The 18,061-nt window shown below is 42.6% G+C and carries 22 protein-coding genes; 16 read left to right on the plus strand and 6 right to left on the minus strand.

What is annotated here, in order from left to right:
- Positions 1-117: 117 nt before the first annotated feature.
- The 4 genes from BLS15_RS22990 to BLS15_RS23005 all read right to left on the minus strand — a co-directional run bounded on the left by BLS15_RS22990 (position 118) and on the right by BLS15_RS23005 (position 4,193).
- Positions 118-1,095, minus strand: coding sequence for an endo-beta-N-acetylglucosaminidase family protein (locus BLS15_RS22990; protein WP_036590280.1), 978 nt, complete (start codon positions 1,093-1,095; stop codon positions 118-120).
- Between the two features lie 409 nt (positions 1,096-1,504).
- A complete protein-coding gene (locus tag BLS15_RS22995) occupies positions 1,505-2,014 on the minus strand; it encodes a GrpB family protein (RefSeq protein ID WP_028531606.1) in 510 nt (169 codons plus the stop codon).
- A gap of 286 nt (positions 2,015-2,300) precedes the next feature.
- Positions 2,301-3,848: a solute symporter family protein gene (locus BLS15_RS23000; RefSeq protein ID WP_021252520.1), complete on the minus strand. Its 1,548-nt coding sequence runs from the start codon at positions 3,846-3,848 to the stop codon at positions 2,301-2,303.
- A gap of 3 nt (positions 3,849-3,851) precedes the next feature.
- Positions 3,852-4,193, minus strand: coding sequence for a DUF485 domain-containing protein (locus BLS15_RS23005; protein ID WP_021252519.1), 342 nt, complete (start codon positions 4,191-4,193; stop codon positions 3,852-3,854).
- Positions 4,194-4,583: 390 nt separating this feature from the next.
- On the opposite strand from BLS15_RS23005, the gene BLS15_RS23010 reads away from it, so the two are divergent.
- Positions 4,584-5,588 carry a serine hydrolase domain-containing protein gene (locus BLS15_RS23010; RefSeq protein ID WP_090513886.1) on the plus strand — a complete coding sequence of 335 codons (1,005 nt, stop codon included), beginning with the start codon at positions 4,584-4,586 and terminating at the stop codon, positions 5,586-5,588.
- 126 nt (positions 5,589-5,714) lie between these two features.
- Here BLS15_RS23010 and BLS15_RS23015 read toward each other — a convergent pair whose 3' ends face one another.
- Both BLS15_RS23015 and BLS15_RS23020 read right to left on the minus strand, forming a co-directional pair.
- The gene (locus tag BLS15_RS23015; protein ID WP_021252517.1) at positions 5,715-6,797 is read right to left on the minus strand and encodes an ankyrin repeat domain-containing protein; all 1,083 of its coding nucleotides are present in this window, start codon (positions 6,795-6,797) and stop codon (positions 5,715-5,717) included.
- A 35-nt stretch (positions 6,798-6,832) separates the two neighbouring features.
- The gene (locus tag BLS15_RS23020) at positions 6,833-7,249 is read right to left on the minus strand and encodes a hypothetical protein (protein WP_090513889.1); all 417 of its coding nucleotides are present in this window, start codon (positions 7,247-7,249) and stop codon (positions 6,833-6,835) included.
- A gap of 233 nt (positions 7,250-7,482) precedes the next feature.
- Between BLS15_RS23020 and BLS15_RS23025 the strand changes: the two genes are divergently transcribed.
- The 15 genes from BLS15_RS23025 to BLS15_RS23095 all read left to right on the plus strand — a co-directional run bounded on the left by BLS15_RS23025 (position 7,483) and on the right by BLS15_RS23095 (position 17,873).
- Positions 7,483-8,241: an SMI1/KNR4 family protein gene (locus BLS15_RS23025; RefSeq protein WP_090513892.1), complete on the plus strand. Its 759-nt coding sequence runs from the start codon at positions 7,483-7,485 to the stop codon at positions 8,239-8,241.
- A 160-nt stretch (positions 8,242-8,401) separates the two neighbouring features.
- Complete coding sequence (locus BLS15_RS23030; protein ID WP_090513894.1) at positions 8,402-9,496, plus strand: DUF4303 domain-containing protein; 1,095 nt, start codon at positions 8,402-8,404, stop codon at positions 9,494-9,496.
- A gap of 297 nt (positions 9,497-9,793) precedes the next feature.
- Positions 9,794-10,138, plus strand: coding sequence for a VOC family protein (locus tag BLS15_RS23035; RefSeq protein ID WP_090513897.1), 345 nt, complete (start codon positions 9,794-9,796; stop codon positions 10,136-10,138).
- A gap of 152 nt (positions 10,139-10,290) precedes the next feature.
- Entirely contained in the window at positions 10,291-10,713 is a 423-nt protein-coding gene (locus BLS15_RS23040; RefSeq protein ID WP_368087139.1) for an NUDIX domain-containing protein, read from the plus strand.
- A 45-nt stretch (positions 10,714-10,758) separates the two neighbouring features.
- On the plus strand, positions 10,759-10,935 hold the full coding sequence (locus tag BLS15_RS23045) for a GNAT family N-acetyltransferase (protein ID WP_139170715.1): 177 nt from the start codon (positions 10,759-10,761) through the stop codon (positions 10,933-10,935).
- 172 nt (positions 10,936-11,107) lie between these two features.
- Complete coding sequence (locus BLS15_RS23050) at positions 11,108-11,539, plus strand: hypothetical protein (RefSeq protein WP_090513900.1); 432 nt, start codon at positions 11,108-11,110, stop codon at positions 11,537-11,539.
- A gap of 16 nt (positions 11,540-11,555) precedes the next feature.
- Entirely contained in the window at positions 11,556-12,548 is a 993-nt protein-coding gene (locus BLS15_RS23055; protein ID WP_254777391.1) for a 5'-nucleotidase, read from the plus strand.
- 17 nt (positions 12,549-12,565) lie between these two features.
- Complete coding sequence (locus tag BLS15_RS23060; protein WP_302848157.1) at positions 12,566-12,997, plus strand: NUDIX hydrolase; 432 nt, start codon at positions 12,566-12,568, stop codon at positions 12,995-12,997.
- Between the two features lie 182 nt (positions 12,998-13,179).
- Positions 13,180-13,416, plus strand: a complete 237-nt coding sequence (locus tag BLS15_RS29655; RefSeq protein ID WP_231515042.1) for a GNAT family N-acetyltransferase — start codon at positions 13,180-13,182, stop codon at positions 13,414-13,416.
- Positions 13,417-13,797: 381 nt separating this feature from the next.
- On the plus strand, positions 13,798-14,751 hold the full coding sequence (corA, locus tag BLS15_RS23075) for a magnesium/cobalt transporter CorA (RefSeq protein ID WP_028531596.1): 954 nt from the start codon (positions 13,798-13,800) through the stop codon (positions 14,749-14,751).
- Between the two features lie 55 nt (positions 14,752-14,806).
- Positions 14,807-15,232 carry a GNAT family N-acetyltransferase gene (locus tag BLS15_RS23080; RefSeq protein WP_021252503.1) on the plus strand — a complete coding sequence of 142 codons (426 nt, stop codon included), beginning with the start codon at positions 14,807-14,809 and terminating at the stop codon, positions 15,230-15,232.
- Positions 15,233-15,355: 123 nt separating this feature from the next.
- A complete protein-coding gene (locus tag BLS15_RS23085) occupies positions 15,356-16,225 on the plus strand; it encodes a GNAT family N-acetyltransferase (protein WP_090513908.1) in 870 nt (289 codons plus the stop codon).
- Between the two features lie 79 nt (positions 16,226-16,304).
- The gene (locus BLS15_RS29145; protein ID WP_155987193.1) at positions 16,305-16,454 is read left to right on the plus strand and encodes a hypothetical protein; all 150 of its coding nucleotides are present in this window, start codon (positions 16,305-16,307) and stop codon (positions 16,452-16,454) included.
- A gap of 13 nt (positions 16,455-16,467) precedes the next feature.
- Entirely contained in the window at positions 16,468-17,025 is a 558-nt protein-coding gene (locus BLS15_RS23090; protein WP_327194881.1) for a GNAT family N-acetyltransferase, read from the plus strand.
- Positions 17,026-17,138: 113 nt separating this feature from the next.
- Positions 17,139-17,873 carry a YfjL-like protein gene (locus tag BLS15_RS23095; RefSeq protein ID WP_090513911.1) on the plus strand — a complete coding sequence of 245 codons (735 nt, stop codon included), beginning with the start codon at positions 17,139-17,141 and terminating at the stop codon, positions 17,871-17,873.
- Positions 17,874-18,061: the final 188 nt, after the last annotated feature.

Raw genomic sequence — 18,061 nt, forward strand, 5'->3', positions numbered from 1 at the left:
TTGATATTGTATAAGGGCATTACTAAATTGGAGCCTTCAATGTGGACAGTGGAGTGACTGTAAGTGAACGTAAGCGGGTGCATGAATGAAATCTCATGCACCCGAAATTAAGGATATTTAGTTGTTTCTCATGACATCAATTAATCTTTTTGTCCAGCTAAAGTCTGTTTTCGTAATTGAATTATCTCCGTATACTTTGCCATCTCTATCGATGGCATAGATAAACATTCCGCCCTTAGGGCCATCTTTCGGCTGCCAAGTCGCATATTTGTAAGCTCTACTTGTTTCAAATGGTTCCTGAGCATCACCCCAGTTGGCACCTAATTCTTCTTGAAAAGATATTCCCGGAAGAAATTGATCAGGGGAGATCGTATTTTTATAAGTTGCCCATGTAGTATCTAGTCTACTAGGGGTTCTGCCGTAAGCTTGAAGGAACAAATAGTCACAGAATGGAGCTACTTTTTTGAACAGGCTATGATTGTCTTTGTTTGTATCATAGATAAGCAATTTGCCGCTGTTCGACAGTGGTCCTAAACGTTTAGACAGAGCTTCAAAAGTACCAGAAGCTTTTGTTTCTTTGTCTTGTGTTAACGTTTCCTCCATATCAATGTCTAAGCCATCTAAATTGTAGGGAGTTATGTATTTATCAACTAAAGATTGCGCATGATTATCATATTCTTTGGATGTGGGCATTGTACCCATACTAGGAACGTTATATAGCTCCCTTATATCTATCGTGCGTATCACTTTGGTTTGACGTTCGTGTAAGGCAGGCACATATGTATCACGAAGCGTGTCCCAAAATAACTTTTCATTTGTACCTGGGTTAACATAGTGGAAGACAGAAACGATATCGACTCCTTCAGGAATATCTGTCATCGCTGTCACATTAGTGTCTGGGAGAGTTGAATTTGCATCATGAGGCATAGTTACGTCACGCCATGTTCTGTAGTATGCCATCATTACAGGAGATTTTTGACCTTTGGTCAATTCATTTGCTAAAGAAGTTGAAGGACTAGCTGAAACAATTGAGCCACTCACTAAAGATAAAATTAAAACGGTTGACAAGAGTAACAACATGGATGTTTTTTTCATAAATGATAACTCCCTTTCTTAGATGATAATTTACCAAAACAAAGTAAGCGGTTACATTTCAGAGAAAATCATGTCTTCAGCGCTGTCCTTCATCCCATAAATTCAAAACCTCCCTAAAGAAGTATTCACGTATTACGGTTTGACTCACCATAGGCGTAAATTCCTGCATCTGCAAAAGTTGAGTCATTACTATTATCGTACAGAAGTACAAAAAAGTGAAGTGAAATCGTAAAATTAATGCTATTTTTTGGATCCAGTTGCCACTATTTCTTCTCCCACAACCGGTTTATTCGGCGTGAATCCAGTAGTACAGCCACATTGGCTATAAGGGGGAAAGGATAATATATCCCTAGAAATAGGTTAGCCCCGGATTAGTTCCGAGGCTTTTTAACCCACTTTATGACGTGCTTTAGGCATACCAATCTATTGCTTCTCTTTCAAGGTTCTTCACGAACGAATCCTTCCCGTCCATATAAGCTTCGATGTCATCAGGGTATTGTCGCGCTAGCTTTTCTTTTAAGCTGCCATATCGTGATGCAATGTCGGAGTGTATTCGCAAATAATCCCTTACTGCCAAATGACGATGAATATCTTCCGTGTTATCGAACTGAAACGTATGCACGTGATGGGTTCGATGATCTCCGCCCTTTCTGAAATACCGTCTTCCTTTCATGCCGAACTCGCCCATGCATTCGTAACCGAGTTCCTTCATTTGCTCATTAAAAGAATCGATTCTGGTGATGTCCTTTACAACAGGCATCATATCGATAATCGGTTTGGCCTGTAACCCGGGTACGGAAGTGCTGCCGATATGATGAATGTCGATTAACTCAGCTCCGAATATCGCTTTTATTTTTTGCGCTTCGTTCTCGAACATACGATTCCAGTTTTCATTATATTTCGTGACGATTACGTTCATCGCTATAGAACTCCTCCCTCGAACCATTTCATATTTGTTTATCCGACAGTTATCAATCCCTTTAGATATATAATAGGGGGAGCCAAATAAGATGTAAACGCTCAGATTAGGGGTTCCCGGGGCTACTTCATCATCAGGAACTTAACGAATGGTATATTCAGGGTTACATGAAGAGAGGGCATCTCGTCGTGGCTGCAGGATCTTGTTTCAATAATGCATCAGTAAGTATCGATAAGGTAGACTTAAAAAAGCATCCGCAGAACGGATGCTTTTTGCTAATTTTGGATCACATCGTGGTATCGATTCCCGTATTGGAGCGTACGAGAATTTCATCGAATTCGACTTGATTGTCGGCTTTTCCTGTTTTACTCGACAATATGGTTCCGATATAACCAGCGATGAAGCCGAGCGGAATCGAGACAATACCTGGGGTCGTGAGCGGATATAGCGCGTGTCCAACGAAGATCGCCTTTCCAGCTTCAGGATGAAATACGTTCGGACTGACGAGAACGAGCCCCACGGAGGTGATTAGGCCAACCATCATGGCCCAGATCGCACCATTCGTATTAAAACGCCTCCAGAAAATCGTATATAGAATAACAGGCAGGTTTGCACTTGCTGCAACGGCAAACGCTAGCGATACGAGGAATGCAACGTTAAGATTTTGTGCAAATAAGGCTAGAATAATGGAAATAACAGATATCCCAATGGAAGCATAACGTGCCATATTGACCTGCTGCTTCTCTGTCGCTTGCCCTTTTCTCAAGATTTGATTGTAGAAGTCATGGGAGAAGGCTGCAGCAGCGGTAAGTACAAGTCCTGCTACAACGGCGAGAATGGTTGCGAAGGCGACAGCAGAAATAAATGCAAATAGCATATTGCCACCTAGTGCTTTTGCGAGGAGCGGAGCTGCCATGTTCCCTGCTTTATCCGCGGCGGTAATATCTCCATTTCCAACAAATGCAGCAGCCCCAAAACCTAGGAATATCGTCATCACATAGAAAATACCGATTATCCAAGTAGCGTATACAACCGAGCTGCGAGCTGTCTTCGCATTTTTAACCGTAAAGAAGCGGACAAGAATATGAGGAAGGCCCGCGGTTCCAAGAACTAAGCCCATCGTTAAGGAGAGTGTGTCAAGACCATCTTTATACTTAACACCAGGATTAAGGAATTTCTCTTTGAGTGGTGTCGCATCTTTGACATGATCAAACATGCCTGTGAGGCTCCAGTTGAATTTGTACAGCACGAGAATCGAGATAAGAAGCGTGCCGGCCATAAGCAGAATTGCTTTGACAATCTGTACCCAACTCGTTGCGTGCATTCCGCCAAAAGTGACGTAGATGGTCATAAGAACACCTACGATGATGACGGAGGTTGCAAAATCAATGCCGAGAAGCAGCTTGATCAAAGCTCCTGCCCCTACAAGCTGTGCAATCATGTAGAAGATGGATATGGCAATGGTATTAAACGCTGCGAATCCGCGAATTTTTGTCGTTTTAAAGCGAGCGGCAATCATATCGGCAAACGTATATTTCCCTAAATTTCGTAAAGGTTCTGCAACCAAGAAGAGGACGACCAAGTAAGCAACAAGGAAGCCGATACTGTAGAAGAATCCATCAAATCCTGCTAGCGCAATCGATCCCGCAATCCCCAAGAACGAAGCCGCTGACATATAGTCCCCGGCAATCGCCATCCCGTTCTGCCATCCGGTTAAGCCGCCTCCAGCTGTATAGAATTCGCTTGCAGATTTACTCTTTTTCGATGCCCAATAGGTAATAATGAGTGTCACCGCAACGATGGCTAAAAACATAATAAATGCAGCAGTATTCATGGTTTACCTCCCTTTCTCAGCAATAATTTGGTCGGAGGCTTTATCAAATTTCGATGCCTTTTTGTAGTAAATCATACAAAATGCCCAGGTCATCACAAATTGCAGTAAGGCAAAGACCCAAGCCCATGTAATACTGCCGTAAAAGGAATAATTCAAGATGTCCGTGTAGGATGTAAGGATCGGTAAGGCGAAATAGAAGCAAAGGAAGAAGATTGTGAAAGGAATAATGAAGGTTTTCTTGGTTCGAATCAGCATTCTGAAGCTATCTGATTTCGCAATTGATGAGTATTGTTCGGGAGTTAATTCCTGCTTCGTGTGCTTGGCTGTTAACTTTTTACCTGCCATCAGCAATCCCTCTCATTCAATGAGTATACCTGCATCGTAAAAAAAGAAGCGCTTACAAAATACTCCGTGCAGTTAGAAGTGGCCACCACCTTTAATGTTCATGTAGATGTGTACAACTTGTGAAAATATAATTCGAAGATATTATACTATAAAATGAATTGTTGTAAAGATATACCTGATTTATGACTTTATTTCAGTCCATTACGATTTGTAATCGTGAAGAGGTATCTTCGAAATAGGCTTGATTGCTCATCTCATGCTGTGAAGTTGAATGTGTAACGTTATATGCACCATACTGGTGTTTTATACCTGTGTTTATAATTGCGGGAACTAGATAAGAAGTAAACGATCTGTTAAGATTCGAAGCAGAAGGGGGCGGAAGAGTAACCTATGAATAAGCCATGTACGCAGCATTTCGCAGCATTGAATGAATATGTTGAGCGGATTCAACATCAGATTTCAGCCACAGCAGCGGCTACCTATATTCTTCATAAGCAGGAAGTTGTTAACGAATGGTACTCTGGAACTCATGACAGGGCAGGGCAACGCATTGTAGATGCAGCGTCTCGCTTCAACGTCGCATCGGTGAGAAAAACATATCTAGGGTTCGTAGTCAGCTTAGCATTGTATGAAGGAAAAATCCGCAGCTTGGATGACTCTATCACGGACTACATAGACGACTACTTAGATATCACAGATCAACAAATGGCAGCGATGCTGAGCGGAACGACGATACGGCATTTGCTGACTCATACGCATGGACTCCATCATTCGAATCGAAGATTGTTTTCTGCCGGTACCGACTGGGCCTATAATAACATGGGTGTAAACATACTCATTAAGTTGATGGAGAAACTGTATGAGAAGCCGTTTGTCCACGTATTGGAGGAAACAGTGTTCCACCCGTGCGGATTTACAGAGACAGGATGGAACAAAGAGCGAGATGATAATCTGGTCTGGCTTCATGAAGAATATACGGATGATCAGGGGAATGATGGGAATTTATTTGTAAGTGCACGTGAGTTGGCGAGATGGGGACAGCTTCATTTAGATAAGGGCATGAACGAGGGAACAAGAATCATTCCAGCAGAAATCTTCGAGCTGGCTACATCAATATGTACTCCGCCTCAATTAGAGACGCATTTGCCGAGGAACGGTTTCTTCTGGTTTGTTCAGGATATTCCGCGCGCTGCATCTGAGCTGGGGGATCAGGTTCCGGGAGGTTCGTTTCAATCGCTCGGCATAACTGGCTGCGCTTGTCTTGTCATTCCGAAATATCAAACGGTGGCAGTAAGAATGTACAATCAACAGGGTGGAAATCCTGCAGGGTATGATTATTTGAAGGACATTCGGACATTTGGCACTATGGTGTGCACTGCGATCAAGCAAATGTAGTGAAAACTGCCTTAGGAGGGTAGCGCATACGAGTATACAAGAAAGAAGCTCTCGATATTTCGAGAGCTTGCTTACCGGGTTCTCATTACACTATATGTATGACTACAAAATCCAGTAGCTACTGTTTTATGTCACCAAATCTCCCTCGACAATCTTCGTCATATAGAGCTCTGGCTGTGCAAGGAAATCCTCGAAACTGCATACGTCTCCGTATTCCTGATGTTCTTCATCATAGTAGCCGACGCATTTCGTCTTTGGATTCCAGACAAGGAGAATCGAAGTATAATTATCAACTTCCGCGGTGAGACGCAGCAATTTCTTCCTTCCTGCCTTCATTTCAATCGTATCTGAAAAAGTAAAGAACTCGATGTAGCCGATTTCGAACTCATTGTCAGGCAAATCGATTCGCAGCTTGTCTCCCAATAGAAAATCAATCAGTCCTTGCGGCAGCTTATAGCTCTTCAATGCCAATTTTTTATTTTCATAGTTATGGAATTCTGCAGGTTCCAATGACTTCAAATACTCGGCCATCGCGCTATCTTTATTTTGCACAGCAATCGTATAGGCACGATCACCGCCTTTTTCACATATACATACATCGGCTCCATGTTCAACCAAGTATTTAACCATCTTCAAATCGCCATTTCGTGCAGCAGTGGTTAAGGGGGTTGCACAATAAGGATAGACCATATCCGGCTTATTGAAATTGATATCCACGCCATGCTGAAGCATAAATTCAATCGTACGCCAATCCCGATCGTTAACGGCTTTACGTAGTGTATAGCCGCCATAACTGGCTGCATCCAAGCCAAGCTCATGGATAAGCGGGAGGTTGTGTTTGTTCCCGTAATAAGCTTGTTGATAGGCATTGGACTTAAGCTGATCCAGGGCATCGACCTTGGCTCCATGCGCTACGATGTATCTTATGATCTCCTCTTCACAATAGCGAACAGCGAGCAGGAAGGACGGTTCCTTCTTATGATTCAAATTCACACCATGCTCGATAAGCAATTTAATTACCTCGAATTGTCCCGCAATTAAGGCTGCTTCTATCGGGATCACAGTCGTATATTGGCTTATTCTAATCTCTTGTTCCATATCCCAGCCCTGTGCAATGGCATCGCGCAGCTCTGATAGATTGCCTTCATTGATGTGTCTGACAAGATCAGGAAGCGACGTATCGGTTCCAATGTCCTTAAGCTTAAACATCTCAACAACTCCACTCGTGTAAGAATCTACAGCAGTTATTCATTGACCGAAAACGTTGAAGCTATTAATTCAACATAGCCATCATATCCTGTAATCATATAATGCCTTAGACCAAGCCTATTTTTAGGGTCATATTTTTTAACGTTTTCCTGTAGGTATGTAGAATTAACCACTTCATAAAAACCTAAATGATGAAATTTTTCTTGATCAGGGACATCAATATGATAACCATTATAATGATTCTCATAGAAAGGTACAGTTACGCATTTAGCTTCTGCCACTAGTGGGAAACAAATTTCAATATTCACACACTTGTCCCAATCTATGTTTTGCGGATTCTTCAATGGTATAGCACCAACTTCAACTTTTACACCATCAGATTCTGTATAAACTACCTTTAAGTCAGTGGTGGATATTTTGAATTCGGGCATTACAGGTTTTAAAGTTAACATACTTTTAAATCCTCGCACTATATAATTTCTCAACGATTTCTATCAACATTCAACTTCATTAATTACACCAGATTACTTCAAAAAGTTCAATCGGTTGTATGCACTCAAAAATCAAAAATTGAATATAAATAAGGCTTTCAACAGATATAAAAACATTGACAGACAGTCTAGATGTAGATTTTAGTAGGTGGGTATGCTACCGTATTTGCAATACAGACAGGAGGTTTTAGAGGATGAAGGATAGAACTAACCGTGTATGGGTTGATATCGTGCTTGTTAAGTTGCCACCTGATGGCTTGAAGGGGTTTGTACATCTTAGAGAAGCCTTGCAACTCACCACGAATGCTACACATTTATACCAACAATCTAAGTCATTGCCATATACGCTTATGGAAAAGGTGTACTTTGGTACAGCCCACAATTTAATGAAGCGACTAAAGAACCCAGAAATCCTCCAAATCATCGAAAGGGATGATAGGGAGGAAGTGGTATCCGTTAAAGCTCGGATCCCCGAGGAAGCCAAACAGATTCCAGAATTGCCGAAGCAACTAGTAGATTTTATAAATCTTGATATCTGCTTTGATTATATAGGAATGCTTCCAGCATATTACGCAGACATAAATGATTTTAATAAAATGCAGGAAGGCTATCGCTTTAACTCTCTCTCAGGGGAATTTCTCGTTTCAGATAAAAACGGCGATTGGCAAGATGGCTGGTATGTTTTTGCGGTGAACACGATGGATGATCCTTTTTATATTGACTTTACTCAAAAAGATATTGGCTTTCCTGTCTACTATTCCTATCACGGAACGGGAAAGTGGGTTCCGATTAAAATTGCAGATACGTTAGAACAATTTGAACAGATTTTGAGAGTACTCAAAAGTAAAGATGTAGAGGTTCCCTTTGATGTAAGCGAACTGCCTTTAGAAATTGATTTGAATAATGAATTTTGGGATGAAGTGAACGGAACGTGCAAAGAACTGGATCAGTAGTAAGGGCATATATTTACATACACCTAATAAGCAATATGGCGTAGGGAGATCAATTTTAGCGAACGGCAATAATTATATTTTGCGTGGCGACGTTTGTGTTACGCCTTGTTTTGGATGTTTTGGGTGAACGCAAAGAATGCTTGTGAAAAGGGGTACCTAGATGAGTTATTTTACTGAAGCTGATTTTAAAAACTTATGGAAGAGGGAAGGATCAGCGTATTTTATCCTGCCACTGCCATCCGATGAGGAATTAACAGCGTTGGAGCAACGGCTTGGCGTTAAACTGCCCGCTTCTTACATTGAGTTAGTGTCCACATCGCAAAATGGTGGATTACTTAAACGCAATGGCTTTCCTATTCATAATGCATCCGGCATTGCGATTCGGCATGTAAAAATTGATTATATTAATGCAATCGGTCACCGTCCTGGAGATGAAAGTCTTCCAACGCACTATGCCGGACACAAGGCGCGTGATATGCCCCAACGCTTCTATGACATTCCAAATCTATTGGAAATTGGCGGCATCTTGGGTGCACCTTATTATGATTTCTTTGTTTTAAACTATTTGGAGTGTGGGACAAGCGGGGAGCCGTCTATAGCTTTCATAACTCGAAAAGTTCGACGTGGCAAAAACGGCGAACCTGTCGACGGAATAGAGGACTGGCGGAATATAAACGAAACATATTATTGGGAAGTGACAACCGTTGCTCCTACTTTTGATGCATTTATCAAAGACCTTATCGTTATGCCCAAACTGCCCGCTTTTGACTTTGCAGCATTAAAAGCACCATTGAAACAAGCCGCACAAAAATCATTCTGCGAAATAATAAAAGCGCATGGACATGAAGTAATCATCTCTTTTGGCCTGTACGTTGATGATGAAGGCTCTATGGTAGCGGACGCGGCAAATACAAAAGCACATTTCGAAAAACTTGTGGCTGAAGATCCCTCAGATAAGGATTATTTTGCTTACGCCACTAACGAATGGCGTTATGAAGGCACAGATTTTACGCTCGATTTGTTCGAGCCAATATGCAACGAACTTGCCATGTATAGTGCGGCTTTGGGATCAGATGGCAAAATGAAACGTTTCCGCGATAAGTTGCTTGATCTTTGTACGGAGGTATTGGTGGAATTAAAAGCAGAGGATTTCTTCTCCGAAGAATATAATTCACCAGTCTTGCTTAGTGTCGGCGCTTCAAACGGCGATGTTTCTACTGCAAAAAGGAAAAAGATACGCGCACTTTTGGCATAGTAATTGAAAGAGTTCAACGTTTCGCAAATCTAATTAGGTCGTTGGGGCAAAAAGAAATTTTAAACAGTAGAATCAATAAAATTCCGACAAGCCCGAGCAATGCGCTCAGGCTTGTTTTTTTGCTAAACCCCAAAAAGGTTAATTGACAAAACAGTCCAAAATTTCGATGCATGATTATCATCGCTTCATCGAAATGAGAGTATATACTTCCTTTTGTAGGTAAAGTACACTTGAGAAAGGAAGTTGTCTAAGGCGAATGCAGAGGATAAGATCTGATTTCTTATGATGGAGGTACCTGTGACGGTTAAACGAATCGTTGCCAATATAGATATAGCCGCGTCGAATCTATCGGAAGCCAAGCGTTTCTACGAGGAAATTTTGGGGCTTGATCTCATGATGGATCATGGCTGGATCGCTACTTATGGTTCTAACGACCAAATGAGTATCCAGATAAGCATTGCTTCGCAAGGAGGTTCGGACACGCCTGTTCCGGATGTGTCAATAGAGGTGGATGATGTTGATGTTGTTCTGATGAATATGGAGCGTGCTGGATTCCCGATTGAATATGGGCCTGCAGATGAGCCTTGGGGAGTGAGGCGCTTCTATGTGCGAGATCCTTTCGGGAAGCTTGTAAATATTTAGGCACATACGGATCATTCGTAATTGAGCTATCAATGGAAAGATTCTTGCGTGCATAATTGCATGAAGGTAGCAAAAGAGCGGTATCGGAGAGGAATGAGCTTGGAATGCAGTGTGAGATGCGACAAAAATATCACGTGTTAGCCAGAGGCATTATGTTATCAGGGGAATACCTGCTAGTGGCACATTGTATTGGGATGGACAATACGTTCCTGCCTGGTGGACATGTTGAATTTCGTGAAGGAATGCAGGAGTCACTGTCTCGTGAAATATTCGAAGAGATGGGCCTACAGTGTGAAGTGAAGCAGTATATTGGTGCGGTTGAAGCGGGTTATGAAGACAACAATGTTTATCATCAGGAAATCAATCATTTATTTATTGCAGATGCGCAGGGCATTGAACATTCTAGGAACCCGGAATCGAAGGAACAACATTTAGAATTTTATTGGATTCATGTCAATGAAATGGACAAGCATAATCTACTCCCGTATCCTGTTCGGGAAGCGATTACACATTGTAAGAGTGGCAATCGAACTCCCTTCTGGGGGAGCGACATTGCATCATCAGGGGAGAGCTGACTAGAATGACAGAGTTAACAATTGATTGTGGCGACATATTGCTGCGTGAGTATCGAATGGAAGATGAATGTAACAGAGCTGAATGCTGTAGCGCTATTGAACAATATTTCTTCAAATAGAGTGATCCAAAAGTGTGGGTTTATTCAATATGGTGAGATCGATATCGATGGGAAGGCGCATTTGTATTACAAGCTGCGCAAGTCTGAATGGGCTGGGAAGTAGAAGTGTGAAGAGCTTGGGAGTATTGGAAGCGGATAAGTAAGAATATTCAGCAAGGGATAGAACTAACTACAGACTATTTACCGGAGAATTGAAAGCATCTTATACAGATGGCCTTCATGTGAAACTATCTAGCACGAATAACAATAACGAGAATAAATTGGAGGATCATAATATGGATACAAACAGCCTGAATGAAATGGTCGCACATCATACGAAGTTGGCCATTCAAATTGCTGAAACGATGGGGCACACGCTGGACTTCAGCAGCGAGAGTATTCATCGGGTAGAAGACATATTGGATAATTACGCGAATGATTATGCGAGTCATGATGATATGATTAAGCCGCTCGATCGAGAGGTGTGGTCAATAGCGGCGATTTGGGGCATCTATGTAGGAGAAATTATGAGGATTGAGCTGGGCGAAGAATGCAGATGGGAAGAGGTTGATGGAGGGTACCTGTTAAATGCTCATGGAGCCCAGGCCAATCCGATAGGGAAGGCATATAAACGCATTGTCAACGGTTCCGAGGATAATATCGTGTCGTTCTATGACATCATTGGGGAGAAAATGCGCGAGCATATCCAAAAAGGACAGGAGATCTAGCAGAGAGGAAAATGATATGGGGTATCACATCCAAGATAAATTGGTAGTGGCTGTAGCGTCGAGTGCGTTGTTTGATTTGACAGAATCAGATGCTGTGTTTCAGGAACATGGTGAAGAAGAATATCGGAAGTATCAGCGTGAGAATGAGAAGCGAGTGCTGGATAAAGGTGTGGCTTACCCACTTATTAAAAGATTGCTCGGTCTGAACGATGCGGATATCGGCGATCAAGCCGTTGAGGTCGTTCTGTTGTCCCGCAATGATCCGGATACTGGTCTACGCGTATTCAAATCGATAGAGCATTATCGTCTGCCTATTACGCGAGCGGTATTCGTCACGGGAAATGATCCCTTTGTATATATGGATGCTTTTAATGCGTCGCTCTTCTTGTCTGGCAATAAGGATGATGTGAAGCAGGCTGTTGAGTTGGGGTTGCCAGCGGGCTGTGTGTATCCGACTGATTTCGTTGATGATGAGGAAGATGAAGAGCTCCGTATTGCCTTTGATTTCGACGGAATTATTGCAGATGATTCGGCAGAGGCTGTATATGAAAAGGGAGCAATTGAGCTGTTTCATCAGCATGAGCGGTTGAAGGCGGGAGAGCCGCTCCCTGCCGGGCCGTTGCTACGTTTCTTTCTTGAAATATCCAAGCTGCAGCGGAGAGAGATTAATCGCAGAATCGAGAATCCAGATTACCGGCCCAAAATAAGAGTCGCCATCGCGACGGCACGGAATGCTCCTGCGCATGAACGGGTGATTTCCACTCTACGAAAGCTGGATATTCGGATTGATGAAGCATTTTTCTTAGGCGGAGTTGAGAAGGAACGGGTACTGAAAATCTTTAAACCGCACATCTTCTTTGATGACCAAGTTGGCCATATAGAAGGAGTTGCGAGAATCGCACCTTCCGTCCACGTCCCGTTCGGAGTAAGAAATGTTGAGGCAGCAGGCGAGACACGACAGAGCAGAGAACTTGCATCGATCCTCTTGACAGAAGGGACTGGGATGTAGAAACGCAGAGCAGCGTAATCAAACATACTCATCTTGGCGTATATGGCGTGATGATGAGAAATAATGAAATACTGCTGATCAAAAAAGCAAGAGGCCCGCATACCGGCAAATGGGATCTTCCGGGAGGAAGAATTGAGTTTGGAGAAGAGCCCTATGCTGCGCTGCTTCGGGAAATTGAAGAGGAAACAGGAATCGCGAATTGTTCGGGAACGATACGAACCGCTCTCTCCTACACCTTGATATATCCCTATGCCGAGGATACGTTAGAAGAGCTCCACCACATCGGCATCATTTACAATATAGACATACCAAATGATCATGAATTGAGAGTGGGCGGAGATGGGGAGGATTCACTTGGTGCTTGTTGGATCGCCATTGAAGATTTGCCCAAGTGTAAAGTTACTCCTTTTCTATCCTTATTGTCCAGCTTGATGATGACATTTGAATGAAAATTAACGAACATTTGTTCTTTTCTGTCACGGAAAAATGTAGTATAGTTAAGATCTGGGATCGAAAAAATAGGAAAAGTGATTTCTTGATTTCTCCTTCTTTTGATCCGTTTTTGAATAGCTACATAATCTTCCTTCAACCCACCTTTTGCTATTTGCTAGATGTGGGTTGTTTTCGCATAATGATTCATCGATTGGCCGTGTCACGGGACTTTGCCGGGACGGGGATAGGCAAGCATATCATAACGTGGGTAGAGAATGGCTTGCAATTTCCTTCTGCAAAGAAGTATATCCGCCTGGATTGCGTTGGTGATAATGAGAAGTTGAATGCGTATTACGTGTCACAAGGCTTTGAGAAGGTAGGGAGTACAGACGGTCATAGCAATTACCAAAAGGAAATTGGAGCTGTATTTTCATAATCGTTGTTTGGATGCTATTTATTGAGGGGAGATGCGGGTATGGAGGCAATACTTGTTGATAAAGGGTCGCAGCCTATCAAGGAGAAGAAGTTATCGAGTTGATGCTGCCTATAAAATCAAAAGCGTGAAGAGCGTTGGGATGAACGCTGTTTGGATTAGCAAAAATCAAATCTTAAATGTCTCAGCTGGGGTCGAATCGGTCAAACTATGGCGAGCAAGTCTCAAAGTGAGACTATATTTCATCTTTCGAACGGTATGGAAAGCATATCGTCTGAATGGTCGTCCGATTTATACGCAGTAAGTTATGATTATGACACATAATACAACTGGATCCTATTTTATCTGAATGTCATTTAACTAACTTGAGGGGATCGATGTACTATGATTCGTGTATTGGCTGTGACGGATAAGTTAGAATTGAGAAGGGATATCACCTTAGAGGAGCTTAAGCAGATACAAGCAAAGTGGTACTGGGTCGACTTCAATGAACCTTCGCCTGAAGAAGCGTTGCTCCTGGAGCAGTATTTCCATTTTCACCCGTTGGCAGTTGAAGATTGCTTGCATCATTTGCTGCAGCGGCCGAAAGTTGATCATTATGAAAATACTCATTTTTTTGTTCTGCACTCACTCCACCCTCATACATTTGCGGCGGAAGAAGTGGATTTATTTTGGGGAGACAATTTTATTGCAACGTTTCATTTGAATCCTTCACAGGAAATCGACGACGCATGGAATCGCATTGCGGAGAATCAGCAGTTGTTCGAAGCTGGCCATGTGTATGCGGCTCATTTGGTTATCGATAAGTTAGTCGATCAATATTTCCCTGCGGCCTATCAGCTTGAAGATCAATTGTCTGATATTGAATCCAAAGAGGGGAAAGACTCTATCCAAAGCGTGATGGACGACATATTTGAAATCAGATCCAAGCTGTTAAAACTGCGAAAAACGATATTGCCGATGAGGGAATTGATGTACCGAATCATTAATTCCGAGCGTATCGAAGGCGTAAAGACCAACATGCTCTACTTCACAGATATTTATGACCATTTGTTGAAGCTCTCCGAAATGATCGAATCGAACCGTGAGATGACTGCTGATATGAGAGACAGCTATATGTCCTTAAACTCCAATCGAATGAATACGATCATGAAGACATTGACAGTCATAACGACCATTTTTATGCCTCTAACTTTCATAGTTGGAATATACGGTATGAACTTTGATAACATGCCTGAGCTTCATTGGCAGTGGGGTTATTTTATCGTTTTGGCAGTTCTCGTTGGCGGCGGCATTGGAATGTACGCATGGTTTAAAAGAAAAGGCTGGTTTGATTGAAAAATGAGCAGGGAATTCAAGAACATAAGAGTCGTTATAGGGAGGTCGCAACAACATGAATACACCAGTTAACCTCAAGGGGGATTCGGATTGGGAACAGGTACGAGAGCTGCTTGCAGCATGTATGTACCCGAACGAAGAGAAGATCAATAGCCAGGTTGTTCTCTACCGGAGCGATGAGTCCCTGTTATTGTATGGAGTTGTCATTCAAGCAGAGCTGGTTGGATTAATTGGTGTACGTGCAGATACAACCGGAGAAGGCGTACTGCGTCATATCGCGGTAAAGCCGCACCTTCGTGGTCAAGGAGTTGGACATGCGATGATCAAACATGTGATGCAGAATCACAATCTTGCTAGACTCGAAGCAGAAACGGATCGAGATGCGGTTGGATTCTATCAGAGAGCTGGCTTTGATGTTACAAGTCTTGGTGAAAAATATCCAGGTGTGGAGCGATTTTTATGCGTGTTAAAGAGTTATTAGGTGTATAATAATGGAATAATTGAATTTCGACCTTAGACTCAGCCCTACTGAAGCATGAACTTGTAAAGCTGGGTTCTTTTATTTCTATTTCTAAAGTGTGTGCTCAGAAAGGTGATAGATTTGATGCCGAATCAGACATTAGCTGTAGAGCAATTGCGTATAACAGATACGCAGGGATTGATAGACCTATCCGCTTCGATCGGTTGGGATTATGATGAACAGGATATTCAGACGATTATGTCATCGGGAACGGTATGGGGACATCGCAATGAGCAAGGCGACATTATTTCAAGTGCTGCTATTCTTACCTACAAGCCTGGATTGTCTACCATTGGTATGGTTATCGTTGATCAAGGCTATAGAGGGATGGGCTTAGGGAAGGCGGTTGTTCAAGCTTGTATGGACGCTGTTGATAACAGCGACACCATTATGCTGATTGCAACGGAAGAAGGCCGACCTTTGTATGAAGGCATGGGGTATCATATCGTATCGTACGTCAATAAGCTTGTATGTTCTAGCTACAACACATTATCTAATCGGAGTGATTCTGTCTCTGAAATGCGTACCATGCCGCTAGGGTTGGAACACTTCCCTGGGATTCGTGAACTGGATCAGTTGGCCGTTGGAGCAGACAGAGAGACATTCCTATCTGCTCGCTGGAAACAGGCGAAGCAGGGGGTAGTTGTACTGGATAACAAAGGTACTCTGGGCGGGTATGGATTTGCCGTTCAAGGCCCGAAGTATCTCGTTCTTGGACCAGTGGTAGCTGTACAGCAGGAAGCGGCATCAGCCATGATTCATTACTTGGCCGAAGATAACCGGGGCAAGCTGCTTCGTATTGATGTGCCAGAGGAACAACCTGAATTTATCGAGCTTTTGAGACAGGCTGGTTTTGAGAGAGAGACTCATCCTCCGGTGATGATTAAGAATGCACAACAGCTGCCGGCAAGAAATCGTACACTATACGGGATTGCAGCGCAAATATTTGGATGACGGGTGGAACTAGGTCAGAAGTGTCTTGCCCATACGCGTGTGGCTGGTCAACGACAATGTAAACTGAGGTGAAATGAATATGGAGTGGTCTGCTCTTATTATTTCGTTTTTCTTCTTAGCTACACTCGTCAGAATTGAAATTAACACCAAGAAGAAGCTTGATAATGATAAGAAGATAATGAAACAGCTTCAGGATATCTTGGATGAATTAAAGAACATGAAGAATTGAAGGAGGAAGCAAGATGATATCAACATTTCCTAGATTAGAAACGGACAGAATGATTCTACGGCAGCTCAGGTCGGAGGATGCGCCCAATCTATTCGAGAACTTCTCAACGGACGAAGTAACGCAGTATTATAACTTGGATAATTTCGTGGCGATTGAACAAGCCGAACAATTAATAGAGAGATGGAACCAACGATTTGAGGAAGGACAGAGCAGCATTCGCTGGGGAATTGCACTTCGATCGGAGGATAGAATCATTGGGACTTGCGGCTATCACAACTGGCGGAGAGCAGATTGCAAAGCCGAGATAGGATACGAATTGAATCCAAGCCATTGGAATAAGGGCCTGATGACGGAAGCATTGAACCGCATAGTCGCATTTGGTTTTGAGGAGATGCAATTAAACCGAATCGAAGCCTATGTGTTTGGAACAAATACGGCTTCACAAAAACTGCTTGAGAAGTCCGGATTCCACCAAGAAGGATTGCTGCAGGAGTGCTATCGCAAAAATGACAGGTTTATAGATGCTATTCTATTTGCCAAGCTTCAAAAGGATTATGCAGAAAACGGATAAAAGATGAAGTGAAACTGTGCACTCCGCACTCGCATGTTGTACACGAATCAGTTACGCGGAGAAGTGAGACCAATGAAGTTAGTGCGTACAATTCGGTCAGGTAGGTGTTGTGCATGAAGAAAATAATATCGATTGTGGTTGTTGTCTTGCTGTTGTCTTTTGTGTTTTTCGTCTATACGGAAATGGAAGGATTACCTTGGAAACATGCTGAAGTAAAGCGGAAGGCAATCGATTATATGAAACAAAAGTACAATATGGATGTTGCAGCGGAAGGAAGTTCTTATAATTTTAAATTTAAAGTATATACAGCGAAAGTATATAACGTGAAGGATTCGAACAAAGCGATTATTCGTGTGGACGATGATAGTGACTTCGACGCCGAGGGCAACTATGTTGGGAAGCGATTGCAAGACGATTATACCCTTGTGTATTGGTCTGAATCTATTCGCGATGGACTGCAAGTAAAGCATCCTGATCTGTTCAAGCTTCAAGATATTGATACGATTCAGATTGAATACGCATATTACACGTTATCACTTACCGAAGGGCTCAGCGGTGATCAGGATCAGAACGGGGTGCACATTCCGGTAAAGCCCAAGGATGTTCCTGAATTGTTTATTCGTTTGAAGTCTGTCGATATAGGCGACCATGTGTTGGAGCAATTGCGTGAGGTAATCAATGATATGGTGAGAACCTCTCAACCAATGGGTGTCTTCGTAAGGGCAGCTGAGACGAAAGGGACTCAACAAAATAAAATGTCAAAGACCGAAATGCTTCATCTAGAGCACGATCAACTCAAGCCTATCCAATCCATTGAGGATTTGAAGAAGGACATAAAGCTCTTGTAAGGGAAGGCAGAGCTGTCTCAACTGTCATTACGCTAATGACATGAGGCAGCTCTTTTTTGTTGCAGTAGGACTGGGCCGTACGCGAGTCATAGTGAAGCAGACGTCGACATACGTTAACAATGACATTTCTAGGTCGGATTCACGATAACAAAGCGAATCGAATTCAATGAAATATAGGTGTTTGTGGG

The sequence above is a fragment of the Paenibacillus sp. cl6col genome (assembly GCF_900102125.1).
In the GTDB taxonomy this organism is placed as follows: domain Bacteria; phylum Bacillota; class Bacilli; order Paenibacillales; family Paenibacillaceae; genus Paenibacillus_B; species Paenibacillus_B suaedae.

What these genes read in the sequence shown, in the direction of transcription:
- BLS15_RS23010 (WP_090513886.1), top strand. Translation starts at nt 4,584, where the DNA reads ATGAATAAGCCATGTACGCAGCATTTCGCAGCATTGAATGAATATGTT.
- BLS15_RS22995 (WP_028531606.1), bottom strand. Translation starts at nt 2,014, where the DNA reads ATGAACGTAATCGTCACGAAATATAATGAAAACTGGAATCGTATGTTC.
- BLS15_RS23085 (WP_090513908.1), top strand. Translation starts at nt 15,356, where the DNA reads ATGCCGAATCAGACATTAGCTGTAGAGCAATTGCGTATAACAGATACG.
- BLS15_RS23025 (WP_090513892.1), top strand. Translation starts at nt 7,483, where the DNA reads ATGAAGGATAGAACTAACCGTGTATGGGTTGATATCGTGCTTGTTAAG.
- BLS15_RS23015 (WP_021252517.1), bottom strand. Translation starts at nt 6,797, where the DNA reads ATGTTTAAGCTTAAGGACATTGGAACCGATACGTCGCTTCCTGATCTT.
- BLS15_RS23030 (WP_090513894.1), top strand. Translation starts at nt 8,402, where the DNA reads ATGAGTTATTTTACTGAAGCTGATTTTAAAAACTTATGGAAGAGGGAA.
- BLS15_RS23020 (WP_090513889.1), bottom strand. Translation starts at nt 7,249, where the DNA reads ATGTTAACTTTAAAACCTGTAATGCCCGAATTCAAAATATCCACCACT.
- BLS15_RS23050 (WP_090513900.1), top strand. Translation starts at nt 11,108, where the DNA reads ATGGATACAAACAGCCTGAATGAAATGGTCGCACATCATACGAAGTTG.
- BLS15_RS22990 (WP_036590280.1), bottom strand. Translation starts at nt 1,095, where the DNA reads ATGAAAAAAACATCCATGTTGTTACTCTTGTCAACCGTTTTAATTTTA.
- BLS15_RS23055 (WP_254777391.1), top strand. Translation starts at nt 11,556, where the DNA reads ATGGGGTATCACATCCAAGATAAATTGGTAGTGGCTGTAGCGTCGAGT.
- BLS15_RS23040 (WP_368087139.1), top strand. Translation starts at nt 10,291, where the DNA reads ATGTTATCAGGGGAATACCTGCTAGTGGCACATTGTATTGGGATGGAC.
- BLS15_RS23080 (WP_021252503.1), top strand. Translation starts at nt 14,807, where the DNA reads ATGAATACACCAGTTAACCTCAAGGGGGATTCGGATTGGGAACAGGTA.
- BLS15_RS23090 (WP_327194881.1), top strand. Translation starts at nt 16,468, where the DNA reads ATGATATCAACATTTCCTAGATTAGAAACGGACAGAATGATTCTACGG.
- BLS15_RS29145 (WP_155987193.1), top strand. Translation starts at nt 16,305, where the DNA reads ATGGAGTGGTCTGCTCTTATTATTTCGTTTTTCTTCTTAGCTACACTC.
- BLS15_RS23005 (WP_021252519.1), bottom strand. Translation starts at nt 4,193, where the DNA reads ATGGCAGGTAAAAAGTTAACAGCCAAGCACACGAAGCAGGAATTAACT.
- corA (WP_028531596.1), top strand. Translation starts at nt 13,798, where the DNA reads ATGATTCGTGTATTGGCTGTGACGGATAAGTTAGAATTGAGAAGGGAT.
- BLS15_RS29655 (WP_231515042.1), top strand. Translation starts at nt 13,180, where the DNA reads ATGATTCATCGATTGGCCGTGTCACGGGACTTTGCCGGGACGGGGATA.
- BLS15_RS23095 (WP_090513911.1), top strand. Translation starts at nt 17,139, where the DNA reads ATGAAGAAAATAATATCGATTGTGGTTGTTGTCTTGCTGTTGTCTTTT.
- BLS15_RS23000 (WP_021252520.1), bottom strand. Translation starts at nt 3,848, where the DNA reads ATGAATACTGCTGCATTTATTATGTTTTTAGCCATCGTTGCGGTGACA.